This is a genomic window from Arthrobacter gandavensis, assembly GCF_039528575.1.
Classification (GTDB): Bacteria; Actinomycetota; Actinomycetes; order Actinomycetales; family Micrococcaceae; genus Arthrobacter_B; species Arthrobacter_B citreus_B.
Window position 1 is genome coordinate 24,485 of the sequence record NZ_BAAALV010000004.1, and the last position, 13,603, is coordinate 38,087.

Below are 13,603 nucleotides of genomic sequence, written 5' to 3' on the forward strand. Positions count from 1 at the left end.
ATGATCGATCAGGACGTCATCCTTTCCATGGACGGCATCGTGAAGGAGTTCAACGGCGTCCGCGCGCTCGACGGCGTGTCCGTCGCCGTCCGGCGCGGTGAGGTGCACGGAATCTGCGGCGAGAACGGCGCCGGCAAATCGACCCTCATGAACGTGCTCAGCGGCGTCTACCCGCACGGCAGCTATTCCGGCACCATCTCCCTGGACGGGGAGGAGGTCCGCTACGGCTCCATCAATGACAGCGAGCGGGACGGGATTGTGATCATCCACCAGGAGCTGGCGCTCAGTCCGTTCCTGTCCATCGCGGAGAACATTTTCCTGGGCAACGAGGTGCAGCGCGGCGGGGTGATCGACTGGAACCAGACCAACCTGCAGGCCGCCGCCCTGCTCAAACGCGTTGGGCTGGATGAGAACCCGGCCACGAAGATCCTGGAACTCGGCGTCGGCAAGCAGCAGCTGGTGGAAATCGCCAAGGCGCTGTCCAAGGAAGTGAAGCTGCTGATCCTGGATGAGCCGACGGCGGCACTGAACGACGGCGACTCGGCGCACCTTTTGGGGCTGATCGACCAGCTGCGCGAGGGCGGTATCACCTCCATTGTCATCTCGCACAAGCTCAAGGAAATCCGGGCCATCGCGGACACCGTCACCGTCATCCGCGACGGGAAAACCATCGACTCCTTCCCGGTGGAGGACAACAGTGAAATTGAAACCCGGATCATCCGTGCCATGGTCGGACGGCCGCTGGACAGCCAGTTCCCGGACCGGGACCCGCAGGTTGGGGAGGAGAAGTTCCGGGTGGAGGACTGGACCGTCCACCACCCGATCGACGTCGACCGCGTGGTGGTCAACGATGTGTCCTTTAACGTGCGCGCCGGGGAGATCGTCGGGTTCGCCGGGCTGATGGGCGCCGGGCGCACCGAGCTGGCGATGAGCATCTTCGGCCGGTCCTGGGGGGCCGGGGTGTCCGGGCGGGTCTATAAGGACGGCGTCGAGATCCAGACCCGGTCCGTGGGGGAGGCCATCCGGCACGGACTGGCGTACGTCAGCGAGGACCGCAAGCGGTACGGGTTGAACCTGATCGGGTCCGTGGTGGTGAACGTGTCCGCTGCGGCACTGGGGAAACTCGCCCGGCTGGGCGTGATCGACAAACACCGCGAATACGCCGTGGCGGATGACTACCGGCAGAAAATGAACATCCGCACACCGTCCGTGGCCTCCGTGGTGGCGAACCTGTCCGGCGGAAACCAGCAGAAGGTGGTGCTGAGCAAATGGATCTATTCCGGACCGGACGTGCTGATCCTTGACGAACCCACCCGCGGCATCGACGTCGGCGCCAAGTTCGAGATTTACGGAATCATCAACGAGATGGCCGCGCAGGGCAAAGCCGTGATCGTCATTTCCAGCGAACTGCCCGAGCTGATCGGGCTCTGCGACCGCATCTACACCATCGCCGAAGGCCGGCTTACGGCAGAGGTGCCTCGGGCTGAAGCAACGCAGGAAGAACTCATGCGGCATATGACGGCCGCCAGGACCGGATCAGGGACGGCAGCCCGTCCAGAATCCGCCCAAACTGAATCCGCCCGAATTGAAGGAGCGCAGGGCCAGTGACCACAACTACTCCTGAACAGGCCAAGACACCGGCCCCGCCGCCCGCCGGAGGCAACGGCCGGAAACGGATGCGGATCGACCTGAGCCAGTACGGCATCCTCGCCGCCCTGGTGGTGATTGTGCTGCTGTTCCAGGTCCTCACCGGCGGGCGGCTGCTGTATCCGGGCAACGTCAGCAACCTCATCCAGCAGAACGCGTACGTGCTGATCCTGGCCATCGGCATGGTCATGGTGATCATCGCCGGGCACATCGATCTGTCCGTGGGCTCGGTGGTCGCGACAGTGGGGGCCATTGCGGCGCTGGCGATGAACAACTGGGGCATGCCCTGGTGGGCCGCCGTCATTCTCTCCCTGCTGGTGGGGGCACTGATCGGGGCGTGGCAGGGATTCTGGGTGGCGTTCGTGGGGATACCCGCGTTCATCGTGACGCTGGCCGGCATGCTGGTGTTCCGCGGCGTCGCGCTGATCCTGCTCACCGGCGGAACCATCAGCGGCCTGCCCCGGCCGTTCAACGCGATCGGCAACGGCACGCTGCCGGCCACCGGCACCCCGGACCTGCTCACGCTGGGTATTGGGGCGCTCGCGTCAGTGGCGCTGGTGGTGCAGCAGCTGAAGGCCCGCAGTGACCTGCGGAAGCTGGACCTCCCGCGGGAGCGGACGGCGTCGTTCGTGTTCAAGAACGCCGTGGCCGTTGCCGCGATCATGTACCTCTGCTATCTGCTGGCCTTCAACCGCGGGACGCCGATCATCCTGATCATCCTCGCGGCGCTGGTGCTGGCGTATTCGTTCCTGCTGAACCGGACCGTCTTTGGCCGGCACATCTACGCGATGGGCGGGAACCTGAACGCGGCGATGATGTCCGGTGTGAAGACCCGGTGGGTGAACTTTATGGTCTTCGTGAACATGGGTTTCCTGGCCGGTCTCGCGGCCGTGGTGAGCACGGCGCGTGCCGGTGGTGCCGTGGCGTCGGCCGGTGGCGGGTTTGAGCTGGACGCGATTGCTGCCGTGTTCATTGGCGGTGCGTCTGTTCAGGGTGGCGTCGGCACTGTGGTGGGTGCGGTGATCGGCGGCCTTGTGATGGGTGTGCTGAACCAGGGCCTGTCCATCCTGTCGGTCGACGCCGCCTGGCAGCAGGTGATCAAGGGCCTGGTGCTGCTGCTTGCTGTTGCGGTCGGGTTTGCCCGGCGGGGTAGGGGTGCAAGGTAGTTTTCCTCGAGTAGGCTGCCTGGAGAACGGCCGGCCCAAGGGGATGTCGAGTATGCTCGCCGCCATGGGGAATCACACAGACTCGGACGACTACCGGCTGTATGCGCGGCCAACAGGTGACCAGGCTCAGGAGTCGGTGCAGATTGTTGACGACGGCGGAACTGTTCCGTCTGCTGTGGGGCGGGCCGCCGGTGGGAGCCGCGCATCCGGCCGCGATAACGGTTCCGCACGGGCTGACGGGTCCACATGGGGTGAAGACGCGGGCACTTCGGGCCGCGCCGACGGTGCCCACGGGGCGTCGGTTCCCGGCGGGTACTCCGCCAGCCACGGCCTGTCCGCATCTGATGGACCCTGGCGCCGGTTCAACCCGTACCTCTGTGCGGCATGGGCCCTGGTAGCCATGATCCTGGCTACCGGTGCGGCTTGGCTGACCGGAGCTTTCGATCCGCCTAGCTACGTCTCGGTTGACCCGGCAACGGGACGGGTGATGGAAGGCAGGCCGGGCGTCATCGCTTCCAACCTGTACAGCATGGGTCCGTTCCTGCTGCTGATCGGGCTGATCGGTGCTTTCACTCTCCTTACCGTGCAGGCTGATGGCTTCCGGCGGGTGCACGGACGCTAGCCGTCCTCACTGCCGTTTGGTGGCTCGTTTTCCTCCGGATTGGTTCTTCGGCAGGCCGACGCGGTTTCCCAGCGAGTGTTGAACGGGTTGCCTGGTGCGACCTCAGCGGTAACTCCTGTAACAGCGGGCGGGAAACTGCGGGGTGGGTCGGCTGAGCGTCGCGAATCGCGGGCTGGCTTGCTGCCTTCGCTCGGCGTCGGGGCCGCCCGGATGGCTGCAGCCTGTGATGAGGCTGGTGGCGGCCGGATTAGGGCCGTAAAGGTGCCGCTGGCGGCCGCGTTCGGGTCTGCACAGCGGGGGAACGACCTGGACGGCAAAAATGTTCGCCCTTGGTTGGCATGGGCGCCAGCGCGTGTTCACTGCTGATTAACCTTGGCTGGATGAACTCGGAGAGTCCCACCCGAGCACGCCCCCGAGGTTCCATGAATACCGAGTTGCCCTCCAGTCCGCAGGCTCTCGCAGGCATTCCGCCCGCAGTCGGCGGATTGTTCAATTTCCGTGACGCAGCGGCAGGAACCGGAACGCCGGGCCTGCGCCGGGGAATGCTCTTCCGGTCCGGAGCCCTGAACGACCTTGACCCTGCCGGTCTCGCTGAACTGGCTGCAGCAGGGATCGGCACGGTGGTGGACCTGCGCGAGCCGATGGAGATCGCCTCGGCTCCGGACAATGTTCCAGCGGGAACGCAGATGCGAAACGTTCCGCTCTACCGCGGAAGCCTCCCCGTCTCCGAACCGATCGAAGCCGTCTACCGGCATCTGCTGCAGAACTGTGCCCGGGCACTGACCAGCGCCGTCGGCGAAGTGATCCGGAACCTCGACGGCGGTGTCCTGGTCCACTGTGCTGCAGGGAAAGACCGCACCGGGCTGGTCATCGCGCTGGTGCTTGAGGTCGCCGGGGCCTCCCGCAGCGCCATTGTGGAGGACTACTCCCGCACCGAAGCAGCCCTTCCCCATTCCTTCCGCCAGGTGGTGCTCGCCCGGCTCGGCGATAAGATCAGCGATCCCGCCGACATGGCCATCGCTGTCCGCCTTCACCTGGCCAGCCCGCCCGAGGTTCTGGACAGCGCACTGCAGGACCTGGCCAAGCAGTCCTTCGAAGGTGAGACCGGTGCCGCTGCCTACCTGCTGCGGCACGGTTTGGGCCAGGACCTGCTGGACCGGGCCCGCGTCCTGCTGCACGGCACCGGGATACCCGCTGCATGAACGCGCCCGGTTACACCTTGATCCACCTCACGGACACACATCTGCATCAGCCGGACGAGCCGTTGTTCGGTGTCCTGGACACGTGGGCACGCACCGCCGAGGCCCTGCGCGCAGCGGCCCGCTACCGGCCCGACGCCGTTGTGGTTACCGGTGACATCGCCGATTCCGGCGGCGATATCTACTCTGCCGCCGCCGAACTTTTCGCCCGCGCCGGCCGGGAGCTGGGCTGCCCGGTCATCGTGCTGCCCGGAAACCATGACCTTCCCGGCACCCGGGCGTGGACGGCAGAAGCGTTCACGGGTTCGCGCACCGACACAGGCCCCGGTCCCGGGGACAACGTGCATTTCGTCGGGGGACTGCGCCTCATCACGCTGGATTCGGACAACCCCGGCCAGCCCGCGGGCCGGCTCACCGGAGAGCAGCTGCACTGGCTGGATACTGTCCTGGCCGAGCCTGCCCCCGACGGCACCGTGCTGGCCCTGCACCATCCGCCCGTCGATTCGCTGCTGCCGCAGCTGGCCGGCCGCGGCCTGTCCCGGCCTGCGGAACTCGCCGGCGTGCTGGCCGGCACGGACGTGCGCGCCGTCCTGTGCGGGCACTACCACCATGCGGTGTCCGGCCGGCTGGGTGCTGTGCCGGTCTGGGCCGGCCCGGCCGTGTCCTACGGCCAGGACCTCTTCGCGCCGCCGGAGACGGTGCAGGGCCTGGACAGCAGCTGGCTCTCCGTCATCCGACTGGACGAAAGCGGCTTCAGCGCCGTGCCGGTCCCGCTGCAGCCGACTGGCGCAGTGGTGTTCACCAAGCCCGCCGTGCGCCTCAAGGCCCCAGCTCACCCCAGTTCCACACCGCACCCCCATTCCACACCGCCACCCGGCGCCGTCCCCGCCGCCGGCACTACCCGTTCCACCCATCCCTTCCCGGAGCCCGCACGGGCACCGGGCCACCCTTCCCGGCAGCAGCCGTTGCTGCCGGTTTCCCAAGGAGAACCCCTTGCTGCACCGCTCTAAGTACCCCGCCCTCGCCGTCGTTTCCCTGGCGTCGCTTGCTCTCCTGACCGCCTGCAGCGGCAGTGCCGACGGCGCCGAAAACTCTCCGGCACCCTCAGCGTCCAGCACCTCGGCCGGGGCCACCGGCAACCTCACGGTGTACACCTCCGAGCCGCAGGCAAAAATCGATGAACTTGTTGCCGCCTACAACGAGGTCAACCCGGAGGTCAGCGTTGAGGTCTTCCGCGCCGGCACCGGTGAGCTGAAGACCCGGATCGCCACGGAGAAGGAAACCGGCGGCATCCAGGCCGACGTTATCCTCGCCGCCGACGTCCCCACGTTCGAGGCGTACGCCGCCGAGGGGGACCTGCAGGTCCTGGACATCGACAACGCCGGTGAACTGAATCAGGACGTTGTCGACGCCGAGGGCTACTACGTGGGCACCCGCATCATCCCCACTGTCATCGCCTACAACACCACGCTGGTGGACAGCGCCCCCGAGTCCTGGGCCGAACTGACCAAGGACGAATACAAGGGCATGATCGCCATGCCGAACCCGGATGTTTCCGGTGCCGCCGCCTTCAACACCACCGTCTGGCTCGAGACCCCGGACCTAGGCGAGAACTGGCTGAAGAACCTGATCAGCAACGAACCGACCGTGCTGGAAAGCAACGGCCCGGTGGGCCAGGCCGTGGCCGCCGGTACCTCGGGCATCGGGATCGTGGTGGACTATGTGGCCCGCGAACTGGCAGCGAAGGGCTCGCCCATCAGCCTGTCCTACCCGACCGACGGCGTTCCGTACGTTTCCCAGCCGGCCGGCGTCTTCACTGACTCGAAGAACCCGGACGCCGCCAACGAGTTCGTGGAGTTCCTGGTCTCGAAGGAAGGCCAGGAACTGGCCGTGGCGCAGTCCTACCTTCCGGTGCGCGACGACGCCGGTGTCCCCGAGGGCGCGCCCTCCCTCGCCGACCTTGAGCTGCTGAACCCGGACCTCGCGGTGATTGCCGAGAAGCAGGCAAGCGCCGTCGCGAAGTTCAATGACCTCCTCAAGTAATTCCGTTTCCTTGGCGGCGGGGCAGCTCAGCCCCGCCGCCCGGGGAACTGCAGGCCGGGTCCGGGGCAACGTGCCCCGGGGCGACGGACTGCACTGGCTCCGGCTGGCGGCCTGGACCGTGCTGGCCCTGCTGGTGCTCCTGCCGCTCGGCGTCATTGTGCTCCGCGGGGCCCAGCCGTCCAACGCCGATGTGCTCACGGACCCCGACGTCCTGGCTGCAGCGTGGAACTCCGTTTCCTCCGCCGCCGGATCAGCGGCGCTGGCCACCGCGTTCGGTGCGCTGCTCGCCGTCGTCCTGGACCGGACCGATCTGCCGGGCCGGACCGTGCTGCGCTGGATCTTCCTGCTGCCGTTCCTCATCCCGCCGTTCATTGGGGCGATGTCCTGGATGGCGCTGCTCTCCCCGGCCGGCACCGTGAACCAGGCGCTGATGGCGCTGACCGGATCCGCGCGCCCGCTGCTGGACATCTACGGCGGCGGCGGAGTGGTGTTCCTGCTCGCTGTGCACTCCTACCCGCTGGCCTACCTGGTGATCAGTGCTGCGCTGCGCCGGGTTCCGGGCAGCCTGGAGGAAGCCGCCCGGATCAGCGGTGCCGGCGGGCTGCGCACCTTCTGCCAGGTGACGCTGCCGCTGGTGCGCCCAGCCGTGGTGGCCGCGTTTGTGCTCACGCTCGTCGCCAACCTCTCCGACTTCGGCATTCCCGCGCTGATCGGCCTGCCCGAGCGGTACACCACGCTCACCACCCTGGTGTACCGCTACCTCGCCTCCGGCACCGTAACCAATCCGCTGCCCGCCGTGGCCGCGATCGGGGTGGTGCTGCTGATCCTGGGCCTGGCTGCCGTGCTGCTGCAGCGCCGGCTGCCCGGAGGCAGCGAACTGGGCGGTTCCGGAGCGGCTGCGCTCCCGCTGCAGCTGGGGTCCGCCCGCTGGGTGGTGGCGGGCCTGCTGTGGCTTACCGCCGCCGTCGTCTGCGTGCTGCCGTTGCTGGCACTGACCGAGCAGGCACTGCTGCCCGCTCCGGGCGTGCCGCTGACTTGGGAGAACCTGACCCTGGCGAACATCGCCCGCGCCGTCACCAGCGGCGGAGCGCTCACCGGCATCGCCAACTCGGTGCTGCTCGCCCTCGGTGCGGCGGTGGCCTGCGGCGTGCTGGGCCTCGGCGTCGGTGCGCTCCTGACCCGGACCAAACACCGCTCCAACGCCGCACTGGACGTCACCGCCATGCTGCCGCAGGCACTGCCGGGCCTGGTCCTGGCTGTCGCCTGGCTCCTGATTGCCCCGGCGCTGGGCATCTTCAACACGCCGTGGGTGATCCTCGGCGCCTACGTGATGGCGTTCCTGGCCCTGGTGGTCCAATCCGTGCGTGCACCGCTGGAATCCGTGCCGGTCTCCCTGGACGAGGCCGCACGGATCTCCGGTGCCGGCCCGCTGCGGGCACTGGGCGACGTCGCGCTGCGGCTGAGCGTGCCCGCGGCGGTGAGCGGCGCCGTCGTCGTCGCCTTGACCGCGGTGCGCGAACTGACCATTTCCATCCTCCTGGTGGCGCCCGGCTCCCAGACGCTGGGTGTGGTCATCTTCAATCTCCAGCAGGCCGGGGACTACAACTCGGCTTCCGCCCTGGCGCTGCTGGTCACGATCGTCGGCGTCGCGGGGCTCTCCGCGACCGCCGCCCTGGGTGCCCGCCGCACGGCGCGCACCCGTTTCCGGAAGGGAAAGTAAATGTCTTCGATCAGCCTTCAAGGCCTGCGCCACGTCTACGCCAACGGCCATGTTGGCCTCTCGGACGTGGACCTGGACGTGCACGACGGCGAGTTCCTGGCGTTGCTGGGTCCGTCGGGTTCCGGCAAGACCACGCTGCTGCGCAGCATCGCCGGGTTTGTTCAGCCGGAGGGCGGCACCCTGTGCCTCGGCGGCAAGCCGGTGGCGGGGCCGGGCGCCTGGGTGCCGCCGGAGAAACGGAACCTGGGCATGGTGTTCCAGGACCACGCGATCTGGCCGCACTGGTCCGTGGCCCGGAACGTGGGGTATCCGCTCCGCCTGGCGGGCGTGCCCCGCAAAGCCGCGGAGGCCCGGGTGCGCAGCGTGCTGGGGCTGGTCGGGCTGGACGGCTTGGGGGAGCGGGCACCGGCTGCGCTTTCCGGCGGGCAGCGCCAGCGCGTGGCCCTGGCGCGGGCGATCGTCGGCGCTCCGCAGGCACTGCTCCTGGACGAAGCGTTGTCCTCCCTGGACGAACCGCTGCGGGCTCGGCTCCGGCTGGACCTGAAGGCGCTGACGAGCGAGCAGGGACTGACATCGGTGCACGTCACGCACGACCGCGCGGAGGCCCTGGCCCTGGCAGACCGGGTGGCGGTGCTGCGGGCCGGGCGGATTGAGCAGGTCGGCACACCGGAGGAGCTGGTGCGGAATCCGGCGTCGGCGTTTGTGGCGTCCTTCGTAAACGATGCCGTGCTGCTGGACGGGACCTGGGCGGAGGGCCGGCTTGCGGTCGCCGAGGGCATCAGCATCCCCGGCGAACGGCTCGAAGCCGGGCCGAGCATGGGTGAAGGCGGTCTGGGGCACAGGGCACTGGCGGTTACCGCCGCGGTGTCTCCGCTGGACCTCTTGCTGCACCCGGTGCACCCGAACCTCGCCGGCGACACCGGCTGGGCACGGACCGGTGTGGTGACCTCCGCGCTTTACGGCCCGCATGGGTTCGATGTCTCCGTGGACTGGCAGGGCCGGACGCTGCGGGCGCATGTCACGGGTTGGGTGCCCAAGCCGGGGGACCGGGTCCTGCCGGAGGTGCTCCGGGCCCATGTGTTCGCGGGGGAGGCGGCTGGTTCTGCGTCGGGAGCCGCGGGGGATGCGGGGGATTCCGCGGGGGATGCGGGTTCTGCGGGGGCCGCGCCGGGGGACGCGGCCGCTGGCCGCCGGACGCTGGTGACGGCGTGAGTGCTCCGGGGAGGGGTGCCGTGAGTGATGCGCGTATGAATGGTGCTGAGACGCTGCCGGCACGGCTGGTCCTGGTGCGGCACGGGGAAACGGACTGGAACCAGGAGCGCCGGCTGCAGGGCCGAACCGACAACCCGCTGAACGGTGTGGGCCGCGCCCAGGCGCGCAAGGCCGGGCGGCTGCTGGCCGCTGAGCCGTGGGATGTGGTGGTTTCCTCGCCGCTGCTGCGTGCCGTGCAGACCGCGCGTCGTATTGCTGACGCGGCTGGACTGCAGCTCGCCGGTACCGTTCCGGAGCTGGTGGAGCGGGACTACGGGCCGGCCGAAGGGCTGCACCTGAACGGGCTGACCGAACCGCAGATCACGGCCGCACTTGGTATCGGTGAACCGGAGCAGCAAGTGGCGGATCGCGGGCTCACCGCTCTGCGCAGTTTGGCCGCGCAGTATCCGGGCCAACGGATCATCGCCGTGGCGCACGGCACCCTGATCAGGCTTACCCTCTCGGAGCTCACCTGCCAGCGGTATGCGCGGGTGCTGAACGGCGAGGTGGTGGAGGTTCCGCTGGCTGCACTGCTCGACCATTCCCAGGTGTGAGGGCCTCCTAGGGATAGGCCGAACGCAGGGTCGAGCAGGTTCACCGTCGTGGGGACTGCAGCACATGCCTCCGATGAGGATCACCAGCTGTACGCACGTCCGCAGGACGGCCAGAGCCAGACCTCCACGCACCTAAGTTCTGTGCAAATAATCGACGACGGCGCCGGTTCAATCCCTATCTCTGTGCAGCATGGGTTTTGTGCTGCGGTGTATATGGCGGAGTCGGCTCCGGATAAGCGCCGTGGTTTCTTCGGTTCGTTCCTGGAGTTCGGCACCACGGTGGGCTTCATTCTCGCGGCGATTGTCTGCACCACCACCATCACGCTCGTCGGCGACGAGGGGATGCTGGAGGGCTGGTGGCGGCTGCCGTTCCTGCTGACTATCCCGCTGGGCCTGACGGCACTGTGGATCCGGACCCGGCTGGTGGAGGCTCCGGTGTTCGCGGAGGCCTCGGCGCACCGGGAGACCCTGAAGTCCCCGCTGCGGCGGGTGCTGGCGCAGAACTGGCGGCAGCTGCTGGTCCTGGCCGGGTTTGTGGTGCTGCTGAACGTGGCGTTCTACCTGATCCTCAGGTACATGCCGACCTACATGAGCGGCCAGCTGGGGCACAGCACCGCTCAGGGCAACTGGATGCTGGTGGCCGTGATGGCACTGATGCTGCTGGCGATTCCGCCCGTGGGGGCGCTCTCTGACCGGATCGGCCGCAAGCCGCTGCTGCTGACCGCGGCTGTTGGCTACATTGTGCTGTCGGTTCCGGCGATCATGCTGCTGGGTGTGGAGAGTCTGATCCTGCAGTTCCTGGGCTTGGCTGTGCTGGGCTTCCTGCTGGTGATCCTGGTGTCGTCGGCGTCCTCCACGCTGCCGGCGCTGTTCCCGACGGCGGTCCGGTACACGGGCTTTGCCCTGGCCTATAACTTCTCTACGGCGTTCTTTGCCGGTCCGTCGCAGACCATCGCCAACCAGTTGATCGAGACGACCGGCAACCAGCTGGTGCCGGGCTGGTACATGGCGATTGCCGGTGTGATCGGCCTGGTGAGCACCCTGTGTATGCGGGAGACGGCCCAAGCGACGCTGCGCGGCGAAGTGATTCCCGGTGCTCCGGATTCAGTGGGCTGGCCGAAGAAGGTTTATCTGGAGGAGAACCGCGTGGATGCTGAGGAGCGGCGGCGGGTGGGGGTTTAGTGGAGCCATACCGACCTGGGAGCAAGCATCGCAAAGTTCAACGCCTTCAGTGGAGCAAACAAAGCCATCACGAGGCCGTCGGGTGAGTGGAAGTCCCGCCAGAGAGTCTGGTGCTGATAAATTCTAGGGATGCGTGACGAGAAAGCGGTGCTCAGCGCTCTGAGGGAGTTTGTGAGGGAGCGGGAATGGGAACAATTTCATACCCCTGAGAATCTTGCGAAGAGTATCAGTATTGAATCGGCCGAGCTCCTCGAATGTTTCCAGTGGGGCGGCGCCGATTTGACGTCTGCCAAGGACGAGCTGGCGGATGTACTGACCTACTGTTTGCTGTTAGCGGACCGTCTCAACCTGGATCCCGACACAATAGTGATGGAAAAACTCGGGAGGACCCGGGAGAAGTACCCAGTAGCCAAAGCCCGTGGCAGAAGTGAAAAATATGACCGGCTTTAGGCTGGAACGGTTCCCTCTCGAATCTGAAGAAGTGCGAGCGTGGGGAGAAGCAGACCCCCTCCACCGAAACTGGCCCGTTGTATATGTAATGAACAACGACACCGAAGTGTACGTGGGGGAATCGCTCAATGCGGAGGGTCGGATGCGGCAACATCTCGCCTCCACGGATAAGCGAAGGCTGAAGTGGGCGCGTGTCGTCCTGGATTCGACTTTCAACAAGTCCGCGTGCCTGGACCTAGAATCGTTTCTGATCCGAATGTTCTCGGGTGAGGGCCGGCTAAAAGTGCTTAATCACAACGCCGGCATCACCGATGCTGACTACTACAACCGAGCCACTTACAAGGACACATTCGATCGTGTGTTTGAAATGCTGCGGTCGCAGGAGCATCTTTTTCAACGCACCCTCCCCGAAATAATCAACAGCGATCTGTTCAAGCTGTCTCCGTTCAAGGCGCTCAACCATGATCAGGCGCTGGCCGTCGAAGATATCTTGGAAGGACTCTTCGAAGACCTTGAACAGAGCCGATCCAATACCGTCGTAGTCCAAGGTCTTCCTGGAACGGGAAAAACGGTCGTAGCGATCTATCTCATAAAGTTACTGAAGGACATAGCAGGCCATGACCCGAAGGATCCGCTCGACCATGATTCCATTTTCAGTGATTTCTTCACCGCGGGCCATGCCGAGCTGCTGAACTCCCTGAGGATCGGGCTGGTCGTACCTCAGCAATCACTACGTGACTCCATTGCAAGAGTGTTCGCTCTGACTCCTGGACTCCACAAGAATCTTGTACTCACACCGTTCCAGGTCGGTGAAAGCAAGGAGCGTTTCGATTTGCTTATTGTTGATGAGGCCCACCGCCTGAATCAACGAGCAAACCAGGCTTCCGGCAGTCTCAACAAGAAGTTTGCGGAAATCAATGAAAACCTCTTCGGCAGGGATGATCCTAACCTCACACAGCTGGACTGGATTCGACAGCAGAGTAAAACCAATATCCTCATGCTAGATGCCGGACAGACCGTACGGCCAGCGGATCTTCCCGCAGCCTTGACCACATCTCTTCTAGAGGAAGCGTCAGCCAACGGCCGCATATACCGTTTGCGTTCGCAAATGAGGATATCTGCGGACCAGGATTACGTTGGCTATGTACGAGCGATCCTAAGCAGCGCACCACCACAGTCTGCGGAACGTTTCGATGGTTACGATCTGCGTTTCTTCACCGATCTGGGAACAATGAAGCGTGAAATACTTCGGAGAGACAGCGAGTACGGCTTGTCTCGTATGGTCGCAGGCTATGCGTGGCCATGGCGAAGTAAAACTGACAAGGCTGCGTTCGATATCGAAATGGACGGCGAGAAACTTCGCTGGAACTCTACTCAGAGAGATTGGATCAATCGCCCCGGTTCTGAGAACGAGGTTGGGTCAATTCATACCGTTCAGGGGTATGACTTAAACTATGCGGGCGTAATCATAGGGGAGGACCTCCGGTACGACCCCACTAGTGGTAGGACTGTTTTTGATCGCGCCAAGTACTTCGATGTAAAGGGACGTGAGAACAATTCCAAGCGGGGCATCACCTACGACGATGAGGACATCCTTCACTACGTGAGAAACATCTACGCGGTGCTCCTCACCCGTGGAATCTTAGGCACCTACGTGTATGTCTGTGACCCCGCCCTGCGTGAGTACCTTAGGTATTACTTCCACACGGATTCCGCTTGAAGGACGCCGGGGTGACGGTTTCTTTGCGCGCGGTGCAGTAAGGCAGCAG

The 13,603-nt window shown here is 65.6% G+C and carries 12 protein-coding genes; all 12 read left to right on the forward strand.

The window, feature by feature from the left end:
- The 12 genes from mmsA to ABFX29_RS11500 all read left to right on the forward strand — a co-directional run bounded on the left by mmsA (window position 1) and on the right by ABFX29_RS11500 (window position 13,554).
- A complete protein-coding gene (gene mmsA, locus ABFX29_RS11445) occupies window positions 1–1,608 on the forward strand; it encodes a multiple monosaccharide ABC transporter ATP-binding protein (protein ID WP_152229391.1) in 1,608 nt (535 codons plus the stop codon).
- Window positions 1,605–2,813 carry a multiple monosaccharide ABC transporter permease gene (gene mmsB / locus ABFX29_RS11450; protein ID WP_420831139.1) on the forward strand — a complete coding sequence of 403 codons (1,209 nt, stop codon included), beginning with the start codon at window positions 1,605–1,607 and terminating at the stop codon, window positions 2,811–2,813. Before mmsA ends, mmsB begins: the two co-directional genes overlap by 4 nt.
- Window positions 2,814–2,877: 64 nt before the next feature.
- Window positions 2,878–3,435, forward strand: a complete 558-nt coding sequence (locus ABFX29_RS11455) for a hypothetical protein (protein WP_152229390.1) — start codon at window positions 2,878–2,880, stop codon at window positions 3,433–3,435.
- A gap of 422 nt (window positions 3,436–3,857) precedes the next feature.
- Window positions 3,858–4,637: a tyrosine-protein phosphatase gene (locus tag ABFX29_RS11460; RefSeq protein WP_170287815.1), complete on the forward strand. Its 780-nt coding sequence runs from the start codon at window positions 3,858–3,860 to the stop codon at window positions 4,635–4,637.
- Complete coding sequence (locus tag ABFX29_RS11465; RefSeq protein WP_152229388.1) at window positions 4,634–5,644, forward strand: metallophosphoesterase; 1,011 nt, start codon at window positions 4,634–4,636, stop codon at window positions 5,642–5,644. Before ABFX29_RS11460 ends, ABFX29_RS11465 begins: the two co-directional genes overlap by 4 nt.
- Complete coding sequence (locus ABFX29_RS11470; protein ID WP_246167736.1) at window positions 5,628–6,677, forward strand: ABC transporter substrate-binding protein; 1,050 nt, start codon at window positions 5,628–5,630, stop codon at window positions 6,675–6,677. The genes ABFX29_RS11465 and ABFX29_RS11470 overlap by 17 nt, the downstream gene beginning before the upstream one ends.
- Entirely contained in the window at window positions 6,661–8,397 is a 1,737-nt protein-coding gene (locus ABFX29_RS11475; protein WP_152229386.1) for an ABC transporter permease, read from the forward strand. Before ABFX29_RS11470 ends, ABFX29_RS11475 begins: the two co-directional genes overlap by 17 nt.
- Window positions 8,398–9,609 (forward strand): ABC transporter ATP-binding protein, encoded by a 1,212-nt coding sequence (locus ABFX29_RS11480; protein WP_152229385.1) that lies wholly within the window; start codon window positions 8,398–8,400, stop codon window positions 9,607–9,609.
- 20 nt (window positions 9,610–9,629) lie between these two features.
- Window positions 9,630–10,202 (forward strand): histidine phosphatase family protein, encoded by a 573-nt coding sequence (locus tag ABFX29_RS11485; RefSeq protein WP_152229384.1) that lies wholly within the window; start codon window positions 9,630–9,632, stop codon window positions 10,200–10,202.
- A 48-nt stretch (window positions 10,203–10,250) separates the two neighbouring features.
- A complete protein-coding gene (locus ABFX29_RS11490; protein ID WP_246167734.1) occupies window positions 10,251–11,384 on the forward strand; it encodes an MFS transporter in 1,134 nt (377 codons plus the stop codon).
- Window positions 11,385–11,513: 129 nt separating this feature from the next.
- Window positions 11,514–11,834, forward strand: coding sequence for a nucleotide pyrophosphohydrolase (locus tag ABFX29_RS11495; RefSeq protein WP_152229383.1), 321 nt, complete (start codon window positions 11,514–11,516; stop codon window positions 11,832–11,834).
- Window positions 11,803–13,554: a DNA/RNA helicase domain-containing protein gene (locus tag ABFX29_RS11500; RefSeq protein WP_338079139.1), complete on the forward strand. Its 1,752-nt coding sequence runs from the start codon at window positions 11,803–11,805 to the stop codon at window positions 13,552–13,554. Before ABFX29_RS11495 ends, ABFX29_RS11500 begins: the two co-directional genes overlap by 32 nt.
- The last annotated feature ends 49 nt before the right edge of the window (window positions 13,555–13,603 follow it).